Genomic DNA, 24,698 nt, shown 5'->3' on the forward strand with positions numbered 1-24,698 from the left:
TGTTCGCTAGAGTCTTTAGAATTTCTGTAGTAAAATCGTTCATAGGGAAGTCCTCTCTTCTGTGAATGTGTTGTGGTAACTCTATTCTACAGAAGGGACTTCCTTTTTTCTATTTACACAAAATATTTTACACTCTCGAAGCAATTAAGCTCTACTGAATGTTTTAAACTGTCATAAAATTTGTAAATGCTAGGTAAATGAAGTGAAAAAATGTTGGTCATAGAATATGGTTTTAAGTGGAATGAATAATACATTGTGTTCTATGGTTGCGCTGGTTGGCAAACAAAGAGAGTAGTTAAAAATGAAGAAAATCAGTAGAATTTTATGGGTAATGGTAACAAGTTGTTTTGTGTTTCTATATACAGAGAAGAGTACTAATGCAAAAGAAGTTTCCATTTCAGAAGCAGACATCAGTGAAAATTATTCTGAACAGTCTGCTGTTGAAATAACTGTTGAAAGCTTAGCCAATTTAGCTTTAAACTTTGCAAAAGAATTTAAAGGAACTGAAGATTTGGTTGTTTCTTCTATAATTCCCATTTATGATACAGAAGAAAAAATTATTTCTTATAGTGTAGATTTTATTAAAGAGGGTGTGACACACGGTTACGTTATAATTGATTTAAGAATGGAAGGTACTTATATTGCTCAATTTTCTATAGAACTTGGATCAAAAAGTTTATATGATTTTTAGCAGATAAATCACAAATGAAAGTTGATAATACTGAGGAATCTTATTTAATTGAGACTTTTCCCACTGAATATAATTTAGTTGTAGAAGACAAAGATTCAGTCATCAGTACCAACGGTGAGAACTTTTCACTAAATGAATTTGAAAAGTATGTAGAAGAAGTACAGCCTGTTGCTGAAATGGAAATAGAACACTTTTCTAGATATAATTCTCGTTCTACAAAGTATGACCATGCAAGCGCGGTATTTAGTAATTATCCAAGTAATTTACACTTGACAAGTGCACATTATTTAGCAATGTTTAATGCGCTATCCCAGAGTAGATCTGAAAAAGCCACTGGGAAATACGCTTGTGCAGTACATGCATTAGCAACTATAAGTTCTTCCTATAGATTCTTTAATTCTGGAAATGATTCGGAATTAAAGGTGGCATACAATTCATTGTGGAACTATTCAGGAACTACCGTATCTTCAACCAATAATGGAATCTCTTATGGAGGGACACAACCTGACCAAATTGGACCAGCACTAGTAAAATACGCAAAAGATAAAAGTGTTAGTTTAACATATCAGAGAAAAGTGTCTCCTTCGTTTTCGGATATCCAAACGAAAATTGCACAGAGTTATCCAGTAGCATTTACTTATTTTTACTATAAACCTAACGGAAGTATTGGAGGACATACGGTATTTACCCAAGGGGCATTATCGGGCACTATGAATGGGGCACAAGCAAACTTTATTGTAGTGGCAGATGGTTGGTACGAAAATGCTACTTATTTGAATTACAGTAAGATTCCAAAAACTTTACAAAGTTACGAAATTTCAAGTTGGACTGGAAAAAAATTATTTCAATAATAGCAAAAAATTACTATGATCATTTTGCGGAGTCATTTTTAGTAAAGCTACCATTTTTTGAAAACAGTTTTTGTATGAAATGTCTATATTTTCAATGGTCAAAAGAATAAATATAATCTTAATAAATAAGACGTTCCCAAAATCATAATCGGTTTTAGGAATGTCTTATTTATTTTTAGGATAAAAAATCACTCATTTCCACCAGACTATCCATCTTTTTCATCCCCTATGTTGAAACTTTTCCTCAATGCACAATATTCTTCACCCAAAGATCGGATCGAATCAAACGATACCCAATCCCACTCTTGATCAGCTCTGCTAGTTGGCAGAACAAGTAGACTAAGACAATCGAAAGACTGGTGTGAGTGCTTAATACAAAGGCTAGAGGCAAGACGATCACCCAGGTAAAGACACTGTCAAATAAGAAGGTGATCAAGGTTTGCCCACCTGAACGTAAAATAAAATAGCTGGCATGATTAAAGGCGTACATAGGCATACACAGTGCGGCGACTTTGATGAATTGACTCGCCAGATGTTTGACTTCGGGTTCGGTTTGATAAATTTCTGGAAAGAATGGTGCGACTAGGATCATCAAAAGACCAAGTACAAGACAACTCATGACGGAAAAGAAAAGCAGCTTCCGGGCGCTGTCTTTGGCTTCTTCAAATTTAGCGGCTCCAAGAAGTTGCCCTACCATGACCGCAACGGCACCGCCGAGTGCCATGTAGACAATATTGAACAAATTGGAGACGGTGGATGAGATGTTCAAGGAAGCAATCACTGATAGTCCTCGAACAGAATAAGCTTGAATAATCATTGTCTGCCCGATCGCCCAAAGGATTTCATTTGCCATCAATGGCGATCCTTTACGCAGAATCTGTTTCACCAAATGCAAAGGGACATGGAATTGATGGTAGACCCGAATGGCAAACGGATTCTCTTCCTCATGGCGATGTACCCAATACATCGTGATAGCACATTCGACGATGCGGGCAATCAATGTGGAGATCGCGGCACCTCGCACCCCTAAAGTGGGGAAGAAAAACAAACCAAAAATCAATAAGAAATTCAATGCTGTGTTCGTGACGACAGCGATACTGCTGGCAAACATCGGTACCATGGTTTTGCCCATTTCGCGTAAAGAACTGGCATAAGCTTGAGAAATAGCAAAAAACGGCAGACTAAACAAAAGAATGACTAGAAATTCTTTGGCAGACGTCAAAGCAAGTGTCAGTTCTGCACTGTCACCGGTACCGTGTAAATATAAGCGAATCAAAAAATCTTGGCAAAAAAACAGCAGCCCCATCGCCAACAAACAAATCAAAAGATTGCCCGCTAGCTTGAAACGAAAGGCATCTCGCATCCCTTGATAATCCTTTTTCCCATAAAATTGGGTACCAAAAATACTACCGGCAGAAACAATGCCAAAGATACTTAAGTTAAAAACGAAAATTAGTTGGTTAACGATCGCCACGCCAGACATTTGGGCCGTTCCGATTTGTCCTACCATTAAATTGTCTAATAAACCGACAAAATTAGTGATGGCATTTTGGATCATGATCGGAATGGCGATCGTTAAAACAGTCCTGTAAAAAGCTTTGTTTCCAATAAATTTTTGCATGGTTCCTCCATAAACAATAAAAATTTCGATATGTTCAATTAGTATAGCAAAAAGTGATTCGAGAAAAAAGAAGAGTTCTATGATGAGAGGATTAAGAAAGAAGTTTTTAGCGTATCGTCTCCTCAACGAAAGATGCTGGTTACAGAATGTGGAACATGCAAAGCTTATTCCATTCTACTAGAATAGTTATCTTAGGTAATGATGGTCTGTTCCATTGGAAGGGTCTTTTTTACGTACTTCTAGCCTAGATTTGCTGATATGGATTATAAATTTTATACTCTCTACAAAGCTTGTGAGATCGATTGCTGGGAGTTTACACTAGCTTGGTAATATGTCATATATATTTGACAGAAAAAGAGATAAGTAGTACGCTTGTGTCACATATATATGACTAAATAGGAGAAAAGAATGAATAGAGTCCGAGAATTTCGACAGAAGATAAATTTATCTCAGAATGCTTTAGCTAAAGAGATTGGGGTGGCAAGACAAACGATCAATTTGATTGAAAATAATAAGTATAATCCTTCTCTTGATTTATGTATTAAGCTTGCTAAAGTACTGCAAACGGATTTAAATTCTTTGTTTTGGGAGGTTGAAAGTGATGAAGGCTAAAGAAGGATTGGCAGTAAAAATAATCAAGCGGTTTTATGGTATTTCTGGTGTCTTAGATGAATACAAAAAAAGCCAAGTAGAACATATTGGCAATAATGCGTTTATGCTGATGTTTGGGTATACGCTGGTTGCTAATTTACTGGTAACGGTTTTTGCATCTAAGAAACCAGAGCTGGCGTTATGGATTTTTATTGGCTGTAATATATTCTTTACAGTCTTTATCGTTTGCGGTTATGTTCTGTTTGCCACGGCACGCTTAAAATTGACAGAAAACGAAGTATAAGCCAAAGAGATGGCAAAAGAAAAGAAGAAGACGATTCTTAAAGGAATTGGACTAGGTATCTACTTTGCAATTGCGATTCACTTATTGAATGGAGTACTTAGTATGATGTTGGATGAAGAAGATTTCCTTCCGTACATCGTTTCACCAGACAGGATCATTGCTTCCATTCTCGGAGGTTGCTTTTTTGGAGGTATGATGTATCTTGTGTTGCGGTTAAGGTTGAAAAAAATAGAAGAATAGTGAAAAATATTTAACGAACAGTCAATCAGAACCATAGTAAAATATAGCTGGGAGCGGCTGAAATCAAGCGAGTTGCTTTCTTTTTTTATTGTTTGTCTTGAAGGTAATTAGGAGGGAGGCTATCAACGTGAAAAAGATGGTAGCTAATGAAAAGATCGATTGGTTGTATTCGATTATTTTTTTCTTGTTAGGCTTGTTTCTGTTATTTGTATGTAATGTATTTGACTTTTATTATGAATGGACCTCTTTTTTAGGGTTTATGGTGGTCATTTCTTCGATAAACGTACCAACGGCTCTCAGAAGAAAAAAACAAATCCAAAAAATCGATGAACTAAGAAAAGAATTGAACTTATCGATTGAAGAAGTAAGAGCGATGGCTGACATTGGAAAGTATGATTTGGTGAATTGGGACTGGAAGAATGCATTTATCTCCCCTAGGAAGTTGTATTTGTTAGAGGACACTTTAGAAAAAATGTATCTAATAAAATTCGGCAAAGAGTTTGAAATGAAGTAGGCGAGTACAAATGGAAGTAGTTTTAATGACAAATGGCATAGCATTAGTGGGTTTTCATTGGTTCTCAAGTGTATTGATCTTGAACTGTTTCTTCTCCTGATTCAATAAATAGCTGTTCAAAGTTAATCAAGATGGATATGTCTAACGGTTTCATTGATGCATAATCACCTGATTAAATAACAATCAGTCGAGAAAACGAACACGTTCATATCCTATTTCCTGGCACTTTCCAAAAGTTGGAAAGTGTTTTTTGCTGTTCAATGATGTCATGCGGGGAATCGATTTCTGATACATTGAGGTGAAGGGTATCTGTCAGTTGGATTAGTGTCATAAAATAAAAAAAGCAGAAAAAATGGCATCGAGATGTTGTAAAGGGACGACTTAGTGCAATAATTAATGGGTCCACGTTGCGGTTTTGAGGGGGGATAAGCTTGTGAATAAGTTGATGAGTTGTTAAATTACGATCATTTGCACTAAGTTAAGTGCAAACATTTCATATTGTGACTAGTTAAGAAAACGCTTATATTTAGCGGTGTAAGGAGCGAGAACGATGCAGCAGCTTACCAAAAGAGAAAGCCAACTTTTGATTTACTTGTTAGAAATGACAGAACCGGTAACGATCAAACAGTTAGCTGAAAAAGAAAGTGTCAGTGTACGAACGATCAAATATGATCTGGAGGATATCCGTGATTGGTTGATTGAGCGGAATCAAGAACTGCACAGCAAACGGAGCCAGGGTATTTGGCTAAGTGTGAGTGATTCTGATCGAATCAAACTAAAAAGCGAATTGATGGATGTCAATCGTCTGGAGCTGTTTGCCGATCAAGGCTTACGGATCAATCGCCTGTTAATCATGCTTCTTGTTACCAAGGAAGCGATCACGGCTCTAAAGCTGGCCAATGCGCTAGAAGTAAGTAAAGATACGATCATGAATGATTTGGATGAGTTGGAATACCATTATCTCAAAGAAGGCTTAGTTCTGAATCGCCAGACACGAAAGGGATTTTGGATCACTGGCAAGGAACGCCTAGTACGATTAACGATCGAGGAGATTTTGCAAAAAGAGTTTACAGACTATGACATTTATAAATTAATGGCTTTATTGCTAAATGGCAGAGAAACGGAATGCTTCGAAATGTATTCTGCGAAGGCAACACCGTTGCAGGAGGTCTTTAATCAAGTCATCATTCGGATGAGGTACTTACTAGAATCTGAAAATCTGGAAAAACTAAATTATGCGGAACTACTAAATATCCTGATCCGTGTAGCGATTGCCACTGTTCGCTTGCGCAAAGAATCCACGATTGGACGGTACCAATTGATCCGGGAACACGAAATAGACAAACATGATCTTTCGTATCGTGTGATGCAGCAGGTGTTTGATTACTATCAATTGCCCTTGTTTGAAGATGAGTATGACTATATTTATAGTGATACCTTTGATACGATCCATCAGCAAGATGTCATGAAATTGGTAGAGAATATAATTTATAAGGTAAGCAAGAAAATCAATTTTCCGTTTTATCAAGACCCTCAATTATTGACGAATCTCTACGCCCATTTGTCTATGCGTCTCTCAAGAAGGAAAAATTTTGTCAATGAGTACAATCCGTTTAAAGAGGACATCAAACAGAAATATCCTGAATTGTTTGCTGCTATCAATCAAGCAGCACTCCAAGAAATAAACGAGAAACTCTTGATCAATGATTCTTTTGTTGCCTACATTGCGTTGCACTTTCTGGTTTCCTACGAAAGAGAAGAAGACTTGCGAAGTGTTCGAGCGGTTTACGTTTGTTCAACGGGTTTAGGTGTGACGAGTTTAATTAAGCAAAAGATCAACGAAGAATTGAACAATATTACTATTGTGGCTTTTGCTTCAGTCTTAAATGCACAAGAGGTGATTGCCGCGAAGGATCCGGATCTAGTCATTAGTATTTTTCCGATCAATGGCATTGATCGGCCTTTCATCAAAGTCCATCCACTGCCGACTGAGCAGGATCTGCAAAACATCCAGCAGATGATCAAAAAAATCCTCGCTTCAACAAGTCAGGATAGGCGGCACAAATTAGTTCTCAATGAAGCACCTATCAATAAGGGGACTCTGGAAGACTTCAGCAAGGAACTGATTTTAAAGGCATATACGATCTATGAACAGTTACTTGTCACATTAGAGTCTGAATTTATCCAAGAATACCGAGAAGCCTTTTTGCTTCATGTTTTCTTGATGGTCCATCGCATCACCTTTGATCAGCAATATTTAGCAGAAGGCAGCCAAGTCGACCAAATCATTTTGAACCGAGAAGCGTTGGTAGGAGAAATTGAAGCAATTTTTGCTGAAAATAATTTAGGCATCAACAAATCAGAAATCAGCGCATTATTTTCATATATAAAAGAAGGAGCGTCAAGCTAGTGAAACTGTCAGCAGAAGCGATAACTATGATCGAGGAAAGTCAAAACCAGGAAAAATTAAAACAAGTGATTGCTTTAGTCGAAGAGCGACTTGCGGAATATGCCATTGAACCTACTGAACTTCAGTGGACGATTCTGATCAATCACTTGAATGAGATGCTGAAACGCTCTCAAAAAGGAGAAAAGATTCCCGCTGTTGATCGGGAATTGTTCCGAGAAGTATCCAAAGAAGCCATTGCGATTTCCGACGAGGTCGTTCGAACGATTGGTCATTTAAGTGAAGATGAGATCTATGTTTTATCGATTCATTTTGAAACAGCAAAAAATAATTAATATTTGGGAGGAAACAATCATGATTACAGTAGTTATTGCAGATCGTATGGGAAAAGGACAAAACGTAGCTAAAGGTGTAGAAGCAGCTGGCGGCAAGGCAGTTGTTGTTCCGGGAATGGGCGCAGATATGCGTTTAGGTGATGTCATGCAACAAGAGAATGCCGATATGGGAATTTCTTTTTGCGGGAGCGGTGGGGCTGGAGCCTTAACAGCCGCAAATAAATATGGGTATCCAGAACGTCATGGGATGCGTTCGATTGAAGAAGGGATCACCGCCATCAAAGATGGGAAAACCGTGCTAGGTTTCGGTTTTATGGATCAAGAGGAATTAGGGAAACGGTTGACGGAAGAATTTATCAAAAAGCACGGAAAATAGAAAGAGGGCATACGAGATGAGCGTTCAAAAGACAACTCAGCAAAAAGTCATCGTCTCCGGTAAAGGAGAAACTAAGCAACATGCCTTTGCATCAGCACTCGCAGAGATCCAAAACAAACTAATGGCATCGGCGAAAGTATTATTGCGCATCGAACCAATCAATGTGGAGGTGTTGAAGGCGGTCGAAAACAAATACACAGAACGCTTTCTATTCTTCTTTTTTCCCCGGCAACGAGTGAATTATGAAGTCGAACTTTCTGTCACGGTAACTGTGACAGAAATACGTTTGGCAGACGTACCATTCACTCAACACCTAACAGAAGACCCCAATGGGATTGTTTTACCGTTTGTAACGAAAAAAGTTTGATTTGAATCATAAGGAGGAGGGAATAACGTGGATTTTGTCATTATTTTAACTAAATCGATCATCATCGGGGGCTTACTCGGTTTCTCTGCATCTGTTGGAGCAGCTCGTATGTTTCATGCACCCAGTACGCAAGGATTAGGAGCTTTTAGAACATTAGGGGAGATGAATGCCTGCATGGGGGATGCTGCCTCCCATTTTTCCTTTGGATTAGGTTTTTTCTTTAATGCTTGGGCTTCTTCAGTTGGCGCTGGAGCTTTCACGCAAGATGTGACCCACCGCATCGTGCCTAACTGGGCAGCTGCGGCTCTCTTAGCCAAAAACAAAGATGTCAGCCAGACAATGCATGATCCGAAAAAAATGGGGATCATTGGCGCTGTTATTGGCGCGTTAGTAGTCGCTTTCTTGAATACGACAGCTGCAGCGATTCCAGAGGCGTTACAAGTAACCGCTGTTTCCGTGTTGGTACCGGCAGCGACGATTCTGATCAATACCGTGATGCCAGTGATCTTCTGGTTGGCGGCTTTAGATGCAGGGAAACGAACAGGTTTCTGGGGGACGCTTTTTGGCGGGATTGCGCAACTGATCATGGGCAATGCGGTTCCTGGCGTTGTTCTAGGAATCTTAATCGGTAAAGGCGTCGATGAGAGTGGTTGGAATCGGGTCACGAAGAGTATGATGATTGCGATTGTTTTACTCTTTGTTTTCAGCGGATTTTTCCGTGGATTTGATATGGAAATGATCAAGAGTTTCCAACTTCAAGTACCTCATTGGCTTGATAACTTGCACAACATCTTTAGTGTGAAATAGGAGGGAAATCATGGAGACAGAAGAACAGGTAAAAGCAGTAGAAGCAAAACGGCAAAAGAGTTTTTGGTTTGCAGACTGGTCTTTCCCATTGATCGTAGGAATCATGTCAGCGGCTGTATTCTCAGGAACCCATATGTATGTCGTGTATGGCGTCGGTGCATTCAATGAAGTTTCGATCGTTGCGATGCTAAAAGCCGGCTTGGATGGCGGTTCCTATGGGGCTGCGGCAGCTTTTGGGGCGAGTTTCTTATTTGCTCGGATCTTAGAAGGCTCTTTGGTAGGGATCTTGGACTTAGGCGGTTCGATTTTGACTGGGATCGGGATTGGCGTTCCAGCCATTCTCCTAAGCATGAAGATAACAGCACCAATCGATAATTTTGCCCTCTCGTTATTGACTGGGTTGGTCTTGGGTCTGATCGTTGGCGGCATTATCGTGTTGATCCGCAAATTCACCATCAATCAGTCAAATTCAACTTTTGGTGCGGATGTCATGATGGGCGCCGGCAATTCCTCCGGCCGATTTTTGGGCCCATTGATCATTTTGAGTGCTTGTGCGGCCTCTATTCCCATTGGTATTGGGGCGACATTAGGCGCGTTGGCTTTTTATGCTTGGAAAAAACCAATTGCCGGTGGTGCTATTCTAGGCGCAATGATCTTAGGTGCGATCTTCCCAGCGGTAATTCAATAGAAAGAAGGCAATGAAATGTTTGATACTTTAATCAAAAATGGCAAATTAATCGACGGCAGGAAAGTGGAAGTTGCGTTGGAAAAAGGCGTAATCAAAGCAGTTGCTGCCGAAATCAATGAGCCAGCACGAGAAGTGATTGATCTATCCGGCAATTCCTATCTCTCTGCCGGTTGGATCGATGACCACGTTCACTGTTATGAAAAGATGAATCTTTATTATGATTATCCGGATCAAATAGGGGTCCAAAAGGGAGTAACAACGGTTATTGATGCAGGGACTACGGGCGCAGAAAATATTCGCGATTTTTATCAACTGACGAAATCGGTCAAAACCAATGTGTACGCACTAATGAACATTTCTAAATGGGGGATCGTGGAACAAGATGAACTTGCTGACCTGACAAAAATCCAAGAAGATCTAGTCAGAGCTGCATTAGCAGAGCTTCCGGAATTTATTGTAGGGATCAAGGCAAGAATGAGCAAAACAGTTGTCGGCGAGAATGGCATCACGCCACTAGAGTTAGCCAAAAAAATCCAATCAGAAAACAATGACTTGCCATTGATGGTTCATATTGGTTCGGCGCCTCCTGAATTAGAAGAAGTATTGACAAGAATGGAAAAAGGCGACGTATTGACCCATTGTTTTAATGGAAAACCGAACGGCATTTTAGACCAAGCCACGGATCAAATCAAAGACTTTGTTTGGGATGCGTATAAAAAAGGCGTTGTCTTTGATATCGGTCATGGAACAGACAGCTTTAATTTCCACGTTGCTGAAACTGCCTTAAAAGCAGGTCTCAAAGCCAACTCGATCAGTACAGATATTTATATCCGCAATCGTACGAATGGTCCAGTCTTTGATCTGGCTACTACGCTGGAAAAAATGAGAGTAGTAGGCTACTCGTGGGAAGAGATTATTGAGAAAGTCACCTCAGTTCCTGCCAAAAACTTCCACTTGGCGAAGAAAGGTCAATTGACTGTTGGTTTTGATGCCGATTTGACGATCTTTGAGATTGTCGAAAATGAAAAAGAACTGAAAGATTCCAATGGGGTTACACGGATAGCGAAAGAACAAATTGTTCCAGTCCAAACAATTATTGGAGGCGTCATTTATGACAATTAGCTATGAAAAGTTTGCTTTAAAGGAAGTCATCAATGCCTCGGGAAAAATGACGATACTCGGTGTCTCGAAAGTATCTGAAAATGTGCTAGCCGCACAACGATTTGGCGGTGAACATTTTTTTGAAATGAGTGATCTGACTGTGAAAACTGGCGCCTACCTTTCTCAGTTATTGAAGGTGGAAGATGCGCAGATTGTTTCTTCTGCTTCAGCAGGGATTGCCCAATCTGTCGCGGCTTTGATTGGTCAAGGCGACCTGTACCATGTTTATCATCCCTACACCAAAAAAATCACGAGACGGGAGATCGTCGTACCTAAGGGTCACAATGTAGACTACGGCACACCGGTTGAAGTAATGGTTGCTCAAGGGGGTGGACAAGTCGTCGAAGCGGGATATGCAAATATGTGTACACCGGCGCATGTCGCTAGGATGATCACGGAAGAAACAGCCGCACTTCTATATATTAAAAGCCATCATACCGTGCAGAAAAGTATGCTAACGGTGTCGGAGATGGTAGAAGTTGCCAAAGCCCATCACTTGCCATTGATCGTTGACGCAGCCGCGGAAGAAGACTTGTTCAAATACAGCGAAATGGGTGCCGACCTTGTTATCTATTCTGGCGCCAAAGCAATCGAAGGTCCGAGTGCCGGTCTGGTCATAGGGAAAAAGGAATACATTCAATGGATTCGTCTACAGTCTAAAGGGATCGGTCGGGCAATGAAAATCGGCAAAGACAATATTTTAGGCTTTACACAAGCAGTAGAAGATTACCTGCAAAATGGCAGTGAATCCGGTGAGTCCATGAAACAACGATTGGCACCTTTCGTGGCAGCGATCAATCAACTTCCTGATTTATCAGCGAAAATCGTTCAAGATGGCGCCGGGAGAGATATTTATCGTGCAAGTGTCACGGTTGCTGGCAAGAAATCTGCGAAAGAAGTCATTGAAGAACTAAAGGCACAAAACCCAGCAGTCTACACACGGGAATATCAAGCAAATAACGGAATTATTGAGTTTGATATTCGCTCGGTCAACCAAAACGAAATGGAAAAAATCATTAAACGCTTAAAAGAAATCATGTAGGAGGCTTTTAAATTGTCAGTTATTCCAAATTATTATAAAGATCGCGTATGTTTAAATGTATTGGCTCATTCAGTTGAAAATGCGAAAGCTTGTTATGAAGCAGCAGCAGGACATGTCGTACTAGGTGTGTTATCCAAAAACTATACTAGCGATGAAGCAGCGATCGAAGACATGAAAAAATATCAAGCGGCAACGGATAATGCATTGTCCGTTGGGTTGGGCGCCGGAGATCCCAACCAAAGTCAGATGGTTTCCCGTCTATCTGGTACTTTACAACCGGAACATGTCAACCAAGTATTCACTGGTGTAGGAACTTCCCGTGCTTTATTGGGACAAAACGATACAGTCATCAATGGATTGGTTTCACCAACAGGCAAGGTAGGGTACGTCAATATTGCCACTGGACCTTTAAGTTCACAGGCACCGGCGGCAGAGGTTCCCATCGAGACCGCCATTAAAATGCTGCAAGATATGGGTGGAAGCTCCATTAAATACTTCCCAATGAAAGGGTTAGCGCACAAAGAAGAATTCAAAGCAGTTGCGGAAGCTTGCGCCAAATATGATTTTTATTTAGAACCAACCGGAGGAATTGATCTGGAAAACTTCGAAGAAATTCTGCAAATCGCCATTGATGCAGGCGTTAAAAAAGTGATTCCGCATATTTACAGTTCGATTATTGACAAAGAAACTGGCGATACTCGACCAGAAGATGTGAAAACATTATTCGACATGGTCAAGAAAATCGTCAAATAAGTGAAGCATAAAGACTGTTTACTAGATGGGGAATCAGTCATTGGTAAGACACTCAGAGATGGGTGTCTTTTTTGCGTCAAGATTGCTACAAAAACAACTAAGAGACAAGTTTTCTATGTCCGCTTTGATTGCTCTTTGTAACCTAACCACTGGTTAATTTTTTTTAGAAAATAGAATCATTTAATCAATTGTTGCGTGTTCCGATTCTTGTTATGATCAAAGCAGTTACCACTATCAACCGAAAAGGAGACCACAGCGATGGAGATGAGGGAAGTGATTCGCCAGTATCGGAAGAAGAAAGGATTGACACAAGAAGAGCTAGCCAAGCGCCTTGGTGTGACAGCGCCAGCAGTAAATAAGTGGGAAAAGGGGCATTCACATCCAGATATCTTGTTGCTAGCGCCAATTGCACGCTTACTAGACATTAGTCTTGATACGTTATTCTCATTTGAAAAAGAACTCACGATAACCGAAATCAATCAGATCATTCGTGAACTGGATCATAAGCTCAAAAAACAACCTTTTGAAGATGTATTTCGCTGGGCCAAAGAAATTTTGGATACCTACCCAAATTGTGAACAATTGATTGGCCAAGTAGCACTGCTTTTAGATGTACAGCTATTGGAACAAGCTGTTCCCGCTAAAGAAACATACCAGAAGCACATTCATCGTTGGTACGAACGGGCGTTAGAAAGTCGGGATGAAGATACCAGAAATCGAGCAGCCGATTCTTTGTTTGGATTTTACGTACGAAAAGAAGCGTACGAGAAAGCAGAAAGCTATCTCCATTATTTTTCCAATCAGAACCCAGAGAAAAAAAGCAAACAAGCCTATCTTTACAGAAAGACCGGACGAGTGGCAGAAGCCTATCAAGCTTATGAGGAGCTGCTGTTTTCTGGTTATCAAAGGATGAGTATGGTATTCCAACAATTATATCTTTTGGCGATGAAGGATGAGAATAAAGCAAAGGCGCATCTGCTAGTGAAGAAACAGTCAGAATTGGCAAAATTATTTGAAATGGGGGAATATCACGAGGTATCCAGTGATCTTGACTTAGCTATTGCAGAAAAGGATGCGGATCGAACGATAGAAACAATGGAGAAAATCCTCGCCAGTGTTGCTAAAATCAACGATTTCACCCATTCAACGTTGTATGAACACATGACATTTAAGGAAATCGACAGCAACTTCGTTAACGAACTTTACGAGAATTTATTCCGCATGTTTAGTGATGAAGAAACCTTTTCTTGGTTGAAGACGAATGAACGATGGCAAGTGTTGGTAGGCAAGAGCAGATAAAGAAAGCGTGCTTTTCCAGTAATAAAAATCGACACAAGAACTGTTCCAATTAGTCATAAAAGACATGCAAGTTCTTCCAATAGGTAAAGTAAGAACAAGATAAAATGAGCAAATAAGTGTTAGTTAATTTGACGGCAATGTATTTGGTTAATCATTCAGGAAATCTTCTTGCTATTTTTACAGATCATTGAAACGCTTCATTATCTCTTGCTGTTTGGTAGGGTGTACCGGGGATTATCCAATGCTTAAGAGACAAAAAAGCGTTAAGTTTTGTAGCTGAAATCTATAATTGACAACCTTGCTAATCACCCTAATAAAAACATTTTTTCAGATAATTTTGAGATAGGAATAAAAAGCAGCTCATCAGTAGGTGAGCTGCTTTTTGTGTTGTTTTCTTATGCATCTGCCTCTTCCGACAGCTGAATCAGTAAGTCTTTGATCACATCATAAACTGCGGCTGTTTCTGGGTAGGGGCTTTGGACGTTCTGGATAATAAACAGGTCTCGGTAACGGTATTCTGGGGCTAGTTCTTGCCAATTCAATGTGTCTGTGAGGGCAAGTTTGGAAATGATCGACTTGCCGATGTTATTCTCCAGTAGTGCTAGAATCATTTCGCTATTGTTGGCTTTAATGATCTGCGGGTTCAAATGATTCGAGTAAAGATACGTTTCATTGATATAGTACATTCCGGAATCATTCTCTCTGAGGATCCAGAAATCGGAATCAATATCTCCTGCTAGAACAAGTTCGTCTTTATAGACGAACTCTTTTTGGATCAAAGGAGAGACGATGGCTTTTTCGATCAGTCCGATATGGGCTTTGTTGGCTTCCACGGCATCAATGACTTCCTGAGAATTCATGATTTTGATTTCGAAAGCAATGAATGGAAAGTGTTCGATCAGCTGGCCCATGATCGTTGGGAGTAGGTGAACACCAGTTGTATTGGAGCAAGCCAATACGCAGTCCGTCTTGAAATTTTTGGCATTTTTAGCTTGTGCAAAGACACTAGCTAACGAATTTAACGAATCCACCACTTTAGGGTACAAGAATTCTGCTTGTTTCGTGGGTAGAATCAATTGTTTTCCTTTGCGTTCAAAGAGTTTGAACCCTAACTCGGTCTCCAATTTTTGAATTTGGACGGAGATGGTTGGCTGGGTCTTAAACATTTGTTTGGCGGCAACACTAAAATTCCTAGTTTCATAAACGACAACGAATGTTTTTAATAGTTCAAACAAAAGAATCCCACCTTTTTCTATTAATATAATTTATAACGGATATATAAAATCGTTATTTTACAAATAGTTAATTTGTGGTTATATTATAGATGACTACAAAAGATAACACAAGTACGATAGAAATTTTTAATCGTTCAGAAAGGATGGATCAATGAATCAAGCACTAAAAAATTTTTTGAATGCAATTCCGATACCTATTTGTGGGTTGATTTTAGGAACGGTTTCGTTAGGAAATTTATTGTTTGCCGAAGGGTTCGAAGCAATCGGCAATATCTTTTGTTTGATTGGTATTTTGATTATGGGATTGTTCCTTCTTAAGCTGTTTTTCACATTTAAACACACATTAGCGGATTTGAAAAATCCGATCATCGCTTCTGTTGCACCTACTTTTACCATGTCTTTGATGGTGATCTCGGTAGTGTTGGAGCGAGTATTTCCTAATTTACTGATGAATGACTTGCTATGGCTGACATCAATCGGGTTGCATTTGGGTCTCATGACTTATTTTGTTGTCGTTCATATTTTACCTGTCGACATTACGTTGGAATATGTGTATCCAAGCTGGTTTATTACTTTTGTCGGCATTGGAGTGATTCCAAATACATCAGCAGTCTTTATCAAAGAACTGGGGGAAATCGTTGTATGGATTGCACTGGTTCTATATTTTGCTCTACTACCAGTGATTCTAAAACGAATTATGTTCCAAAAGATGACAGAAGCTTCAGCAGTACCTTTGATCACAATTTTGACCGCCCCTGGCTCCCTTTGTTTAGCTGGCTATCTGTCAGTCTTTAAAGAAGGATCGGCTTTATTTGTAGCTTTGATGCTGGTATTGTCCCAAGCAATTTATTTCTGCGTGGTATTTTACATGAAAAAAATGCTGGAAGTTGGCTTTTATCCAAGTTATGCAGCCTTCACATTCCCATTAGTCATTTCAGCAACAGCAATGTTCAAGTCTTCTCAATTCTTTATGGATCGCCCAATTTTATTTGGAGTGACTGAGTTATTGAGTATAGTTGAAACAGTATTAGCTATCGCAATGGTTTGCTATGTATTGCTGAAATACTTCGTTCATTTGTATAGTCAGACAAAGAGTTTGATCGCAGATCATGAATGTTAAGGTATTAATGGACGTGTCTTTGTAAGTTCGAGTAAGAAAATTGTTGTTATTGCGGGATAAATGAAAGTCATATTGTTTCTAAATAATAAAAAAGGATGTGGGTTCATATGAGAAATACAAGTAGAAAAGTAGTTGTCGTTGGAACTGGATTTGTAGGAACAAGTATTGCTTACTCAATGATCAACCAAGGGCTGATCAATGAATTGGTTTTGATCGATGTGGATCGTGAAAAGGCGGAAGGAGAAGCCCTTGATTTATTGGATGGGATGTCATGGGCCCAGGAAAACATCAAAGTTTGGGCTGGCGACTATACTGATTGCCAGGATGCAGATATCGTGGTGATCACGGCAGGTGTCAACCAAAAACCAGGACAAACACGGTTGGAACTAATCGATGTCAACGCGGGGATCATGACTAGTGTTGTAAGAGAAGTGATGGGGTCAGGTTTTGATGGGATTTTAGTCATTGCTTCTAACCCTGTGGATGTATTGACACACGTTGCTTGGCAAGCATCGGGTCTGCCAAGCAACCGCGTCGTTGGAACTGGGACAACGCTAGATACCACCAGATTCCGTAAAGAATTGGCGCAAAAATTAGAGATTGACCCAAGAAGTATCCATGGCTACATTATTGGCGAGCATGGGGACTCTGAAGTAGCAGTCTGGTCACATACGACAGTAGGGGGAAAACCGTTGCTAGAGTTTATCGTCAAAAACCATCGATTGACTGTCGAAGATTTGACAACCATTTCTGATCGGGTGAAAAATAGCGCTTATGAGATCATCAATCGTAAAAAAGCCACCTTCTATGGTATCGGTATGAGTGTTGCCAGAATCGTTCGAGCAATCTTGAACAATGAGCAAGCAGTATTGCCTGTCTCTGCCTATCTCGATGGGGAATACGGCGAAAAGGATCTATTTACAGGTGTCCCTTCGGTGGTTGACCAAGGAGGGGTGCGGGAAATCATTGAGCTGAATATCGACCCAGCCGAGAAGCAAAAATTTGCCCAATCCTGCAGCCAACTTAGAGAAGTGATCCAATCACTGGACAAAACGACTCATTGAGAAAGGAGAGATGCTATCACTATCGGCGATCATCCGCCAAAGTAATTGGTCAGTCGTTTCTCTCTCATAACAAATGACTATTTCCAAAAGGTAGTAGAATGGCGCAACGATTGTTCAGCCGATAAGACCACGATTAGTTGAAAATGAATTCCTTAGTTAATTGATAAGCCGTAATAGAAAAAGAGCAGCGCGAATCAACTCGAGCTGCTCTTTTTTGCTTACTTTGTTGGTAGAAAGATTCTTGGTTTATTCGTGGTATTTATCCAATAGTAGTGTACTGCTGCTTTTCTTGTTTGGCATGATAGGCTTCTACAGCAAGAATGGCTTGCTGGAACATCTCGCGAGTGATGGGATAGGGTACATGAACAATGTCGTTGGTGGTCATGGCTTTATCTAAGATGGCTTCCAAGTCCGATTGGGCATTGAGGTGCATGTCAGCCAAACAGACGGGCAGCTTGTTTTCTTTCATAAAAGCATAGACTCGTTGAAAGAGTTCGGTTTGCTGATCCATCATCAACAATGCTAGAACGCCGTAGCTGACAGAAGCCCCATGCAGATAATTCTCCATTTTTTCCAGAACAGTCGTACCATAATAGAACGAATGGGCCATGGCAGAATTGTAGTCATTGATGACTAAGACAGATACTAACCCGGTGGTCACGATGATATCTGAGACGACTTGTTGGATGGCATCCGAGGGGCGATTGGCGGCACTGTCTTTCAACGCTTGCGTGCCGTAGGTCAATAAGCGCTCCGTGCACATTTTGCTGATCTGAATGCCTAAGGCATCGGTATGATCCAATTGATCCCCTCTGGAAGAAAAAGTGGCTTCGATTTCTTTCGATAAGGCGTCACCGATGCCGGCCCACAGGTAACTATCCGGCGCTGCGGCGATAATGGCTGTATCAATAAAGGCATGGACCGGCGGTTTTGAAGGAAAGAACAAGCCATGCATTTCGCCTGCTTCGGTGTAGATCACACATACGGCTGTAACGGGAGAACAATTTGAGCCAATCGTCGGAAATGTGAAGACGGGCTTGGCTAATTTCTCACCCACGACTTTGACGGTATCACACACACGCCCGCCACCGACGGCAAATAAGATCTCCGCTGCTTGGACACTTTCTTCCTGCAGTAAGCGTGAAACATTTTCATAGGTAGAATTTCCACCATACCATAGGCTGTCAATGACGAATACGTCTTGTGTCAAGGCAGACTTGATTTTGTGCTCTGCTTTCGCTAGTGCTGTTTTTCCACCAATCAGAACAGCTTTTGTCCCATAACTTTTAACGATATCATTTACTTTTTCGTAAGCGTCTGTTCCGATCGTATAATTTGGCAAAAAGATACTTTGACTCATATTGTTTTCCTTCTTTCTTTGCGACGATATTCGCTAATATTGGTCCTGTGATTTGATGAATGATCATGCCAACAGCAGCTGGAGTAACGGCAGCAGCGATCGTGGCGAAATGGGCATTCGCTAAGGAGATGGCTAATCCGGTATTTTTCATTCCTAATTGAAACATGATCGACTTGGCCTGTTGGTCACTGACACCTAGTAGGCGGCTAATCCCGTAGCCTGCACCGTAACCGATAAGATTATGCAGCAAGACAAGGAAGATGACGATTATTCCAGACTGAACGATCACTGCCCCATTTTTCGCCACGGTTCCTGCAACGATCAAAAGGATGCTGACGGAAGAGACTAAGACAAAAGCCTGCATCCACGCATCGATATAGTTGGCAATAAGCTTATGGACGATGATCCCTAAAAGAATCGGCAGTAGTACCATCTGCAAAACCGACAAAAGCATGGCGAAAAATGAGATTTCTGTATACTGTCCAGCTAAAAAATAGACAAGAAAAGGGGTCACCACCGTTGCCATTAGCGTGGAGACAGTGGTCAAAGAGACCGTCAATGCGACATCTCCCTTGCCGATGAAGGTCATCACGTTGCTGGCGGTTCCTCCTGAAACAGAACCCAGCAAGACAAAACCGATGATCAGTCCGGAGGATAATCCGAAAAGCTGTGCCAAGCCATAAGCAACAAGCGGGCTGATGGTAAATTGGATCAATAAACCTAAAATAAAAGCTTTTGGCTGAATCACCACCATTTTAAAAGCAGTGACATTTAACGTCATTCCCATACAAAACATGATGATGCTTAGTAACGTTGTTGTGCGCGTAGGTATCCACAAAAATGGTTGGGGAAACAGGTAGGAGATCAGCATCAAAAGGACCATGAGATAAATCAGGTATTTATTCACAAATTTGGCAATCGAATTTATTGTATTCATTAAGACTTTCCTTCCATCTTGACGTAAAGGGACTAGCAATCCTATCACCGTTTCCAACACCTGAGATGCTGCGGATCAGAGGAATCAATAGAAAACCAGCACAGCTACCAGCAAAAGTTTTCAACAAGCAAAGCTTTAAAAAGGGTATAAAAAAACATTCCACCCAAGAAGATTCTCTGTTCTTCTGGTGCAATGTGAATAGGGACTCTTTGAATAAAATACTCAAACAGTCCCGACTATAATAATAAAATAATTGCCTCTCTTCTACTAACAGTCATTCAATCACTTCCTTTTTCTAAATTTTCAGAATATTTAAATTGTTTTATCTAGTGTACAAAATAGTTTGGAATCTGTCAAAGGGAAAATGAGATTTTTGCTAATAAAGGAAATTAGAGACGGGATGAGAGAAAAAAGCTCAGAAGCGCAGACATCTTCTAAGCCTTTTTTCATTGAAAGTAAAACTTTTCTAGGGTTTCAGTCTGCTTGAGAGGTTCAGATAAATCGAGGAAATAAGGCGTTTGCCAGTTTTGTGTTCGGGATGCGGTAGGATTTAAGTCCTGCACCCATGGTGGATACACGCGAAAAGCCATCTTCCCTGCGGTTGTTTCTGTTTTGATGATGCCGTTGGCGACAAGAACAGAAGATGGGAAGACAAATTGACCTTTTTGCTTGCCATCAAGGACAGTAATCATTAGTTTGTCTGGATAGCCGCTTAATGAATAAGCTTGATTCTTTTCACGAGGTTGCTCCCACAATGCAGTGAAATAGCCTTTTTCTTTGGTGTTTTCTTCGCCAGACGGCTACGAAAAGTCGTGTTTCCAACAACGAAAGTCATACCTTCATACACGCTGTTTTGTCTCTCCGTTTGAATCTTAGTGGGGCCAGCTATATGGTGCATCTTCAATAATGCAGTCATCAATTTCTCTGATTGCCGCATTTTAGGCCATCACCAATCGTTTCCATTTTCTGATTTTTGTTCGGAAATTAGTGAATGGCGCCACTGAATTAATGTGGATCCATTTATACAGGGGCCATTGTGCTTTGGTTGTGGCCCACTTTCTCTGTCCGGGCTCAAACAGTTCGGTATCTGATAGTGTGCTGATCCATTGGCATAGTTCCTCCACCAGTTGGGTCAACTGCTGTTGTTGTTCTTTTAGGGAAAGCTGCCCATAGCGCTGATAAAATTGATCATAAAGTGCACCTAACTGATTCCACTTATAGCCTGCTGCTGGTGTTTGCACAGCAACGCCGTTTTTTTCTTGGGCTTCCCAGTCTAATAGAAGATGGAGCCACCCTAGTTGATAAGACAAATTTTCAGAGGGACTTTTATCTACCTCATCATGGTGCTGGTGTCTCCATTCTTCTGGAATCTCTTCAAATTCGGTAATGTATTTTTGAAACGTGTCTTGAATGGTTTGGATCAATTCTGCTTTTGTTTGATACTGACGCATTGATTTTCCTCCTACTCATCAGAAAGTGTTTTTTCTTTGGTGATTTGAATGACCAGACCAAACGGATCTTGCAAGATGGCATAGAAGTCCGCAAATTCATTTTGAATAGGAGACTGATAGATCTTGCTCAATTGGTGTTGGCTCATTTTCTCGTAAATGGTTTGTGCTTTTTCGATCGTATCCGTAATGACACTCAATGACAAGGTATTTCCTTGCTGGCAAGGAATCCTAGGATCAATGGGTTGATCTGTCAACTGCATTTGCGTCTGGCCTATTTGCAGTACTGCGTGGGAAAGCCAATGCTCGGTGCCAGTTTCAATCACAGTATCGGGAGCCAATTGGGTTTTAAATTCTTGGAACGTCATTTTAAATAATAGTTTTCCATCAAAAATATCCTGATAAAAAGCCAGTGCTTCTGTTCCTTTTCCTTCTAAGGTCAAAAAAGTGCTACATCGATGGATGCCATAATCAATTCTCCTTTTCTCTATGATAAACTAACTGTAACAGTTAATGGTTTCATTTCATGACACCTTTGGAGGAGAATATGAAAAAAACAGAAAGAATCCAACAAGAAATGTTTTATATCAATGAAAAGAAAGTCTTTCATTTAAAGGAATTGATGGAGACTTTTGCTATTTCAAAGAGCACAGCACTTCGTGATATTCAAGAACTTGAAGCACTAGGAGTGCCACTATATGTCGAGAATGGACGCTATGGTGGTTATCAGGTCTTGCAAAATACGTTGTTGCCGCCCATTTACTTTAGCGAAAAAGAGGTCTTCGCCATTTTTTATTCCTTACAACTATTGAAATTATTGACCGATTCACCATTTGGCGCTACTTATGGCCAGCTACAAGAAAAATTGTTGCATACCTTCCCAAAGGAGAAACAGCAGCAAATCGCGACTATGTTGGATTGTGTGCAGTATGAAGGAATCAGTCAAATCGCCACGACTGAAAATTTGGAACAGTTGTTTGAATGTATTTTGACAAATGCGATCATCACAGTGGAGTATACACGCTACGGTTTGCAACAAAAACGGCTGTTGCCGACTCGACTGATTCTAATGGATGGCTACTGGTATTGTACGGCATTCGATTTAACAAAAGAAGCATGGCGGACCTACCGTTGCGATTTTATGGCATCGATCGTGGTGGAAACACCCTATCAAACCTTGTATGCAAAAGAGGAGTTGCTGGATTCGTACCAGAAGCAAATGCAAACCTATCGAAACATTCCCTTCAAGGCTAAGGTCAGTGAAACAGGGAAAGAATATTTTTTGAAGCATCCATTTTCCAATATGTCTCTTTGCCAAAGAGAAACGGGAACGTGGATCGAAGGGAAATTCGATCAGACAGAATTGCGGTTTATGACCAATTATTTTCTCGGCTTCGGTGAACACGTAGAAATTATTTCCCCAGAGATATTGCGGAAGGATTATTTAGACTGTATCAAAAAGATCATGGCTAGTTATGAGTGAAAAGCGTTTTTAGAGAATCAGAAGTAATGAACAGGGCAAAATCCCTGCTTACACTTTCGACTATTCTTTCAGAAGTGCTAGCAAGGGATTTTTCGTTTTTGTGGTCTCTCACTACAACTGCTCTTCTTTCAGGTAGCGCCAGAGGGTGGTTCTGCTGATTCCTAACTGATTCGCTGTCTTGGTCTGGTTACCTTCATTTTGTTCTAACACGCTCAAAATGATTTCTTTGGTGTAGTCAAACAACGTGGGGTGATGTAAAGGATTTTTGGCAGTAAAATGATCCTTGAGATGGGTAAAATTTTGAACCAGTCGTTCTTTGTTCAGCAATTCTGTGACTTGGTGTTCGGTAATATAATGGGTGCGGGCATTGACCACCAATTCTTTGATGCAGTATTGCAGCTGGTCGAAATTGCCAGGCCAGTCAAAAGCTATGAATGATTCGAGGGCTTTCGGCTCGAAGCCCATGATTTCTTTGTTGCAGGCAATGTTCATTTTATTCAAAAGCAATGTCGTGATGATACTTAATTCATTTTTTCGTTCCCGAATCGCTGGTGCATAGATTTTCGCGCAGTTTAATTGGCTTGCCAGTCGGTTGAAAGTCGTTTGATCCGCTGCTTTATTGTTGTCATAGGTAAAGATCAGCTGATTATGGTTCCGCACATTGGTGGTTTTGATCAATGAGACAATGCGTTCGATTGCTGCTGCGTTCAATTGCTCAACATTCTCAAAGAAAATGGTGTTATGGCTGTCGACAAAGGGACCATTGGTGGCATTGACTAGAAATTTCCAAAGTTTATCTGTGACGAGTTTGCAATTGATCGAGATCAGGTAGTTGGTATTTTTGGTCTGATTTAGATAAATTTGGTAAGCAATATTTTTTTTGGCAGTGCCACTCTCCCCGAAGACAAGATAAGAAGAATAGTAATCTTCGTATTTTTTCACTTCATGCTTGACGCGTTCAGGTATAAATTGCGAAAACAATAACTTTTTTGAAAAACTATCAGCGACTTCTGTTTTTTTCTGATAAGTGATATCTAGTTTGTTGGTTACGGGTGGTGCGCTATTCTCTTGAACAGCGCAGCTGTAGTAATGCTGCTGATCGACAGTATACGGTTTGATTAATAAGGAAACATACTTATTTTGTGTTTGTGAGTAGTGCTGGATTTCTTTCTTTTCTGGTTTGGCCTGAAGAACTTTGAGGATCTCTTCTGCAAAATCTGGTTCTAATGTAGAAAATTCAATGGTATACGTATCATCATAAAGCAGCAAGTCTTGCTGCTGACTCAAGATCCCTTTTTCGAGGATCTCTTTTTTGTGTTTGACTTGCTGGACGTGATCAATGATCGACAAAGCATCTTCATAAGCACTTTTGATGCTTTCCAATCCTGAAGTGATCAAAATCGTGTTTAGAGATTTCAAAAGAGCGATGCGGTTGGTGATGGCATCACATAAGATCAATTCATAGTTTTTTTCTGTTAATGCATCAAGGATCTCATTGGCATCAATGGTCTCATCGATGGTGTGGATCTCAATTTTGTATCCTAAAAGATCACAGAGCAAATGGGCTTTTTCGGTGATGCTGGGATAGCCGACGATCGCAAAATTTTGAGTATAATTTTCTGCTAGCCGAATCGAACTTAGAACATCATAAATGGATAATGAGACATCAATGACCGGTAAAGATACAACTTTGCGAATCAGTTTAGCGGTTCCTCCCCGAGAAATGATCGCGTCATAGCCATCAGTATACAGTTTAGCAGCAAGATTTTGTCCTTCGACCAGATCAGCGGTGAAGATGGTCGTTTCCACTTCCGGATATTGTTCGCCGATCATATGCATGGAATGATTTAATTCTTCATAAGGTGCAATACCTAAAATCTTTCGTTTCATCCCTTTTCCCTCCATCAATCGATAGTTGTTTCATATATGAACAATAATAGCATGTAAAATGTAAAAAATATCCCTTGTTTAAGAAATCGTTTCTAAATTAAACGATTTTTCGTT

27 protein-coding genes are annotated in these 24,698 nt (G+C 40.3%); 19 read left to right on the plus strand and 8 right to left on the minus strand.

What is annotated here, in order from left to right; genetic code table 11:
* Positions 1–301: 301 nt before the first annotated feature.
* Together DVW06_RS13315 and DVW06_RS13320 are read left to right on the plus strand one after the other, a co-directional pair.
* On the plus strand, positions 302–691 hold the full coding sequence (locus DVW06_RS13315) for a hypothetical protein (RefSeq protein ID WP_096711141.1): 390 nt from the start codon (positions 302–304) through the stop codon (positions 689–691).
* A gap of 14 nt (positions 692–705) precedes the next feature.
* The gene (locus DVW06_RS13320) at positions 706–1,542 is read left to right on the plus strand and encodes a hypothetical protein (protein ID WP_131731953.1); all 837 of its coding nucleotides are present in this window, start codon (positions 706–708) and stop codon (positions 1,540–1,542) included.
* A 244-nt stretch (positions 1,543–1,786) separates the two neighbouring features.
* On the opposite strand, the gene DVW06_RS13325 is transcribed toward DVW06_RS13320, so the two are convergent.
* Positions 1,787–3,163, minus strand: a complete 1,377-nt coding sequence (locus DVW06_RS13325; protein ID WP_021150745.1) for an MATE family efflux transporter — start codon at positions 3,161–3,163, stop codon at positions 1,787–1,789.
* Between the two features lie 408 nt (positions 3,164–3,571).
* On the opposite strand from DVW06_RS13325, the gene DVW06_RS13330 reads away from it, so the two are divergent.
* The 14 genes from DVW06_RS13330 (at position 3,572) to DVW06_RS13390 (ending at position 14,047) form a co-directional block, all read left to right on the plus strand.
* On the plus strand, positions 3,572–3,775 hold the full coding sequence (locus DVW06_RS13330) for a helix-turn-helix transcriptional regulator (RefSeq protein WP_137264750.1): 204 nt from the start codon (positions 3,572–3,574) through the stop codon (positions 3,773–3,775).
* The gene (locus tag DVW06_RS17555) at positions 3,765–4,058 is read left to right on the plus strand and encodes a DUF3278 domain-containing protein (protein WP_238696187.1); all 294 of its coding nucleotides are present in this window, start codon (positions 3,765–3,767) and stop codon (positions 4,056–4,058) included. The genes DVW06_RS13330 and DVW06_RS17555 overlap by 11 nt, the downstream gene beginning before the upstream one ends.
* Positions 4,059–4,067: 9 nt before the next feature.
* Positions 4,068–4,298 (plus strand): hypothetical protein, encoded by a 231-nt coding sequence (locus DVW06_RS17560; RefSeq protein WP_238696188.1) that lies wholly within the window; start codon positions 4,068–4,070, stop codon positions 4,296–4,298.
* 136 nt (positions 4,299–4,434) lie between these two features.
* Positions 4,435–4,812, plus strand: coding sequence for a hypothetical protein (locus tag DVW06_RS13340; RefSeq protein WP_156234098.1), 378 nt, complete (start codon positions 4,435–4,437; stop codon positions 4,810–4,812).
* Positions 4,813–5,362: 550 nt separating this feature from the next.
* Positions 5,363–7,222 (plus strand): BglG family transcription antiterminator, encoded by a 1,860-nt coding sequence (locus tag DVW06_RS13345; protein WP_137264751.1) that lies wholly within the window; start codon positions 5,363–5,365, stop codon positions 7,220–7,222.
* Positions 7,222–7,554 carry a PRD domain-containing protein gene (locus tag DVW06_RS13350; protein ID WP_060815333.1) on the plus strand — a complete coding sequence of 111 codons (333 nt, stop codon included), beginning with the start codon at positions 7,222–7,224 and terminating at the stop codon, positions 7,552–7,554. The genes DVW06_RS13345 and DVW06_RS13350 overlap by 1 nt, the downstream gene beginning before the upstream one ends.
* Before the next feature lie 19 nt (positions 7,555–7,573).
* Positions 7,574–7,930 carry a glycine-rich SFCGS family protein gene (locus tag DVW06_RS13355; RefSeq protein WP_005469834.1) on the plus strand — a complete coding sequence of 119 codons (357 nt, stop codon included), beginning with the start codon at positions 7,574–7,576 and terminating at the stop codon, positions 7,928–7,930.
* Positions 7,931–7,946: 16 nt separating this feature from the next.
* Complete coding sequence (locus tag DVW06_RS13360; RefSeq protein WP_086268926.1) at positions 7,947–8,297, plus strand: DUF4312 family protein; 351 nt, start codon at positions 7,947–7,949, stop codon at positions 8,295–8,297.
* Positions 8,298–8,324: 27 nt separating this feature from the next.
* Positions 8,325–9,104: a DUF4311 domain-containing protein gene (locus DVW06_RS13365; protein WP_003128944.1), complete on the plus strand. Its 780-nt coding sequence runs from the start codon at positions 8,325–8,327 to the stop codon at positions 9,102–9,104.
* Positions 9,105–9,114: 10 nt separating this feature from the next.
* Positions 9,115–9,792, plus strand: coding sequence for a DUF4310 family protein (locus DVW06_RS13370; RefSeq protein ID WP_003128946.1), 678 nt, complete (start codon positions 9,115–9,117; stop codon positions 9,790–9,792).
* 15 nt (positions 9,793–9,807) lie between these two features.
* Positions 9,808–10,914 carry an amidohydrolase/deacetylase family metallohydrolase gene (locus tag DVW06_RS13375; RefSeq protein WP_137264752.1) on the plus strand — a complete coding sequence of 369 codons (1,107 nt, stop codon included), beginning with the start codon at positions 9,808–9,810 and terminating at the stop codon, positions 10,912–10,914.
* A complete protein-coding gene (locus DVW06_RS13380; RefSeq protein ID WP_021150735.1) occupies positions 10,904–11,995 on the plus strand; it encodes a DgaE family pyridoxal phosphate-dependent ammonia lyase in 1,092 nt (363 codons plus the stop codon). Before DVW06_RS13375 ends, DVW06_RS13380 begins: the two co-directional genes overlap by 11 nt.
* A 12-nt stretch (positions 11,996–12,007) precedes the next feature.
* Positions 12,008–12,748, plus strand: coding sequence for a 2-dehydro-3-deoxy-phosphogluconate aldolase (gene dagF / locus DVW06_RS13385; RefSeq protein ID WP_137264753.1), 741 nt, complete (start codon positions 12,008–12,010; stop codon positions 12,746–12,748).
* Between the two features lie 258 nt (positions 12,749–13,006).
* The gene (locus DVW06_RS13390) at positions 13,007–14,047 is read left to right on the plus strand and encodes a helix-turn-helix transcriptional regulator (protein ID WP_137264754.1); all 1,041 of its coding nucleotides are present in this window, start codon (positions 13,007–13,009) and stop codon (positions 14,045–14,047) included.
* A gap of 395 nt (positions 14,048–14,442) precedes the next feature.
* On the opposite strand, the gene DVW06_RS13395 is transcribed toward DVW06_RS13390, so the two are convergent.
* Positions 14,443–15,282 (minus strand): LysR family transcriptional regulator, encoded by an 840-nt coding sequence (locus DVW06_RS13395; protein ID WP_021150732.1) that lies wholly within the window; start codon positions 15,280–15,282, stop codon positions 14,443–14,445.
* A 151-nt stretch (positions 15,283–15,433) separates the two neighbouring features.
* On the opposite strand from DVW06_RS13395, the gene DVW06_RS13400 reads away from it, so the two are divergent.
* The gene (locus tag DVW06_RS13400; RefSeq protein ID WP_005469843.1) at positions 15,434–16,402 is read left to right on the plus strand and encodes a TDT family transporter; all 969 of its coding nucleotides are present in this window, start codon (positions 15,434–15,436) and stop codon (positions 16,400–16,402) included.
* 107 nt (positions 16,403–16,509) lie between these two features.
* Positions 16,510–17,466, plus strand: coding sequence for an L-lactate dehydrogenase (locus tag DVW06_RS13405; RefSeq protein ID WP_003128957.1), 957 nt, complete (start codon positions 16,510–16,512; stop codon positions 17,464–17,466).
* Between the two features lie 259 nt (positions 17,467–17,725).
* Here the strand turns inward: DVW06_RS13405 and DVW06_RS13410 are convergent, their stop codons facing one another.
* The 5 genes from DVW06_RS13410 to DVW06_RS13430 all read right to left on the minus strand — a co-directional run bounded on the left by DVW06_RS13410 (position 17,726) and on the right by DVW06_RS13430 (position 21,654).
* A complete protein-coding gene (locus DVW06_RS13410) occupies positions 17,726–18,826 on the minus strand; it encodes an iron-containing alcohol dehydrogenase family protein (RefSeq protein WP_003128958.1) in 1,101 nt (366 codons plus the stop codon).
* On the minus strand, positions 18,762–19,763 hold the full coding sequence (locus tag DVW06_RS13415) for a bile acid:sodium symporter family protein (protein WP_081131143.1): 1,002 nt from the start codon (positions 19,761–19,763) through the stop codon (positions 18,762–18,764). Before DVW06_RS13415 ends, DVW06_RS13410 begins: the two co-directional genes overlap by 65 nt.
* Positions 19,764–20,209: 446 nt before the next feature.
* Entirely contained in the window at positions 20,210–20,518 is a 309-nt protein-coding gene (locus tag DVW06_RS13420) for a MepB family protein (RefSeq protein WP_238696189.1), read from the minus strand.
* Between the two features lie 183 nt (positions 20,519–20,701).
* Positions 20,702–21,214, minus strand: coding sequence for a ClbS/DfsB family four-helix bundle protein (locus tag DVW06_RS13425; protein WP_003128966.1), 513 nt, complete (start codon positions 21,212–21,214; stop codon positions 20,702–20,704).
* 11 nt (positions 21,215–21,225) lie between these two features.
* On the minus strand, positions 21,226–21,654 hold the full coding sequence (locus DVW06_RS13430; RefSeq protein ID WP_238696190.1) for a VOC family protein: 429 nt from the start codon (positions 21,652–21,654) through the stop codon (positions 21,226–21,228).
* 104 nt (positions 21,655–21,758) lie between these two features.
* On the opposite strand from DVW06_RS13430, the gene DVW06_RS13435 reads away from it, so the two are divergent.
* A complete protein-coding gene (locus DVW06_RS13435; protein WP_021150724.1) occupies positions 21,759–22,694 on the plus strand; it encodes a helix-turn-helix transcriptional regulator in 936 nt (311 codons plus the stop codon).
* Between the two features lie 111 nt (positions 22,695–22,805).
* Here DVW06_RS13435 and DVW06_RS13440 read toward each other — a convergent pair whose 3' ends face one another.
* On the minus strand, positions 22,806–24,584 hold the full coding sequence (locus DVW06_RS13440; RefSeq protein WP_096711086.1) for a sigma-54-dependent transcriptional regulator: 1,779 nt from the start codon (positions 24,582–24,584) through the stop codon (positions 22,806–22,808).
* Positions 24,585–24,698 lie beyond the last annotated feature (114 nt).

The organism is Enterococcus sp. ARL09-542 (assembly GCF_005234805.1).
Classification (GTDB): Bacteria; Bacillota; Bacilli; order Lactobacillales; family Enterococcaceae; genus Enterococcus_D; species Enterococcus_D gallinarum.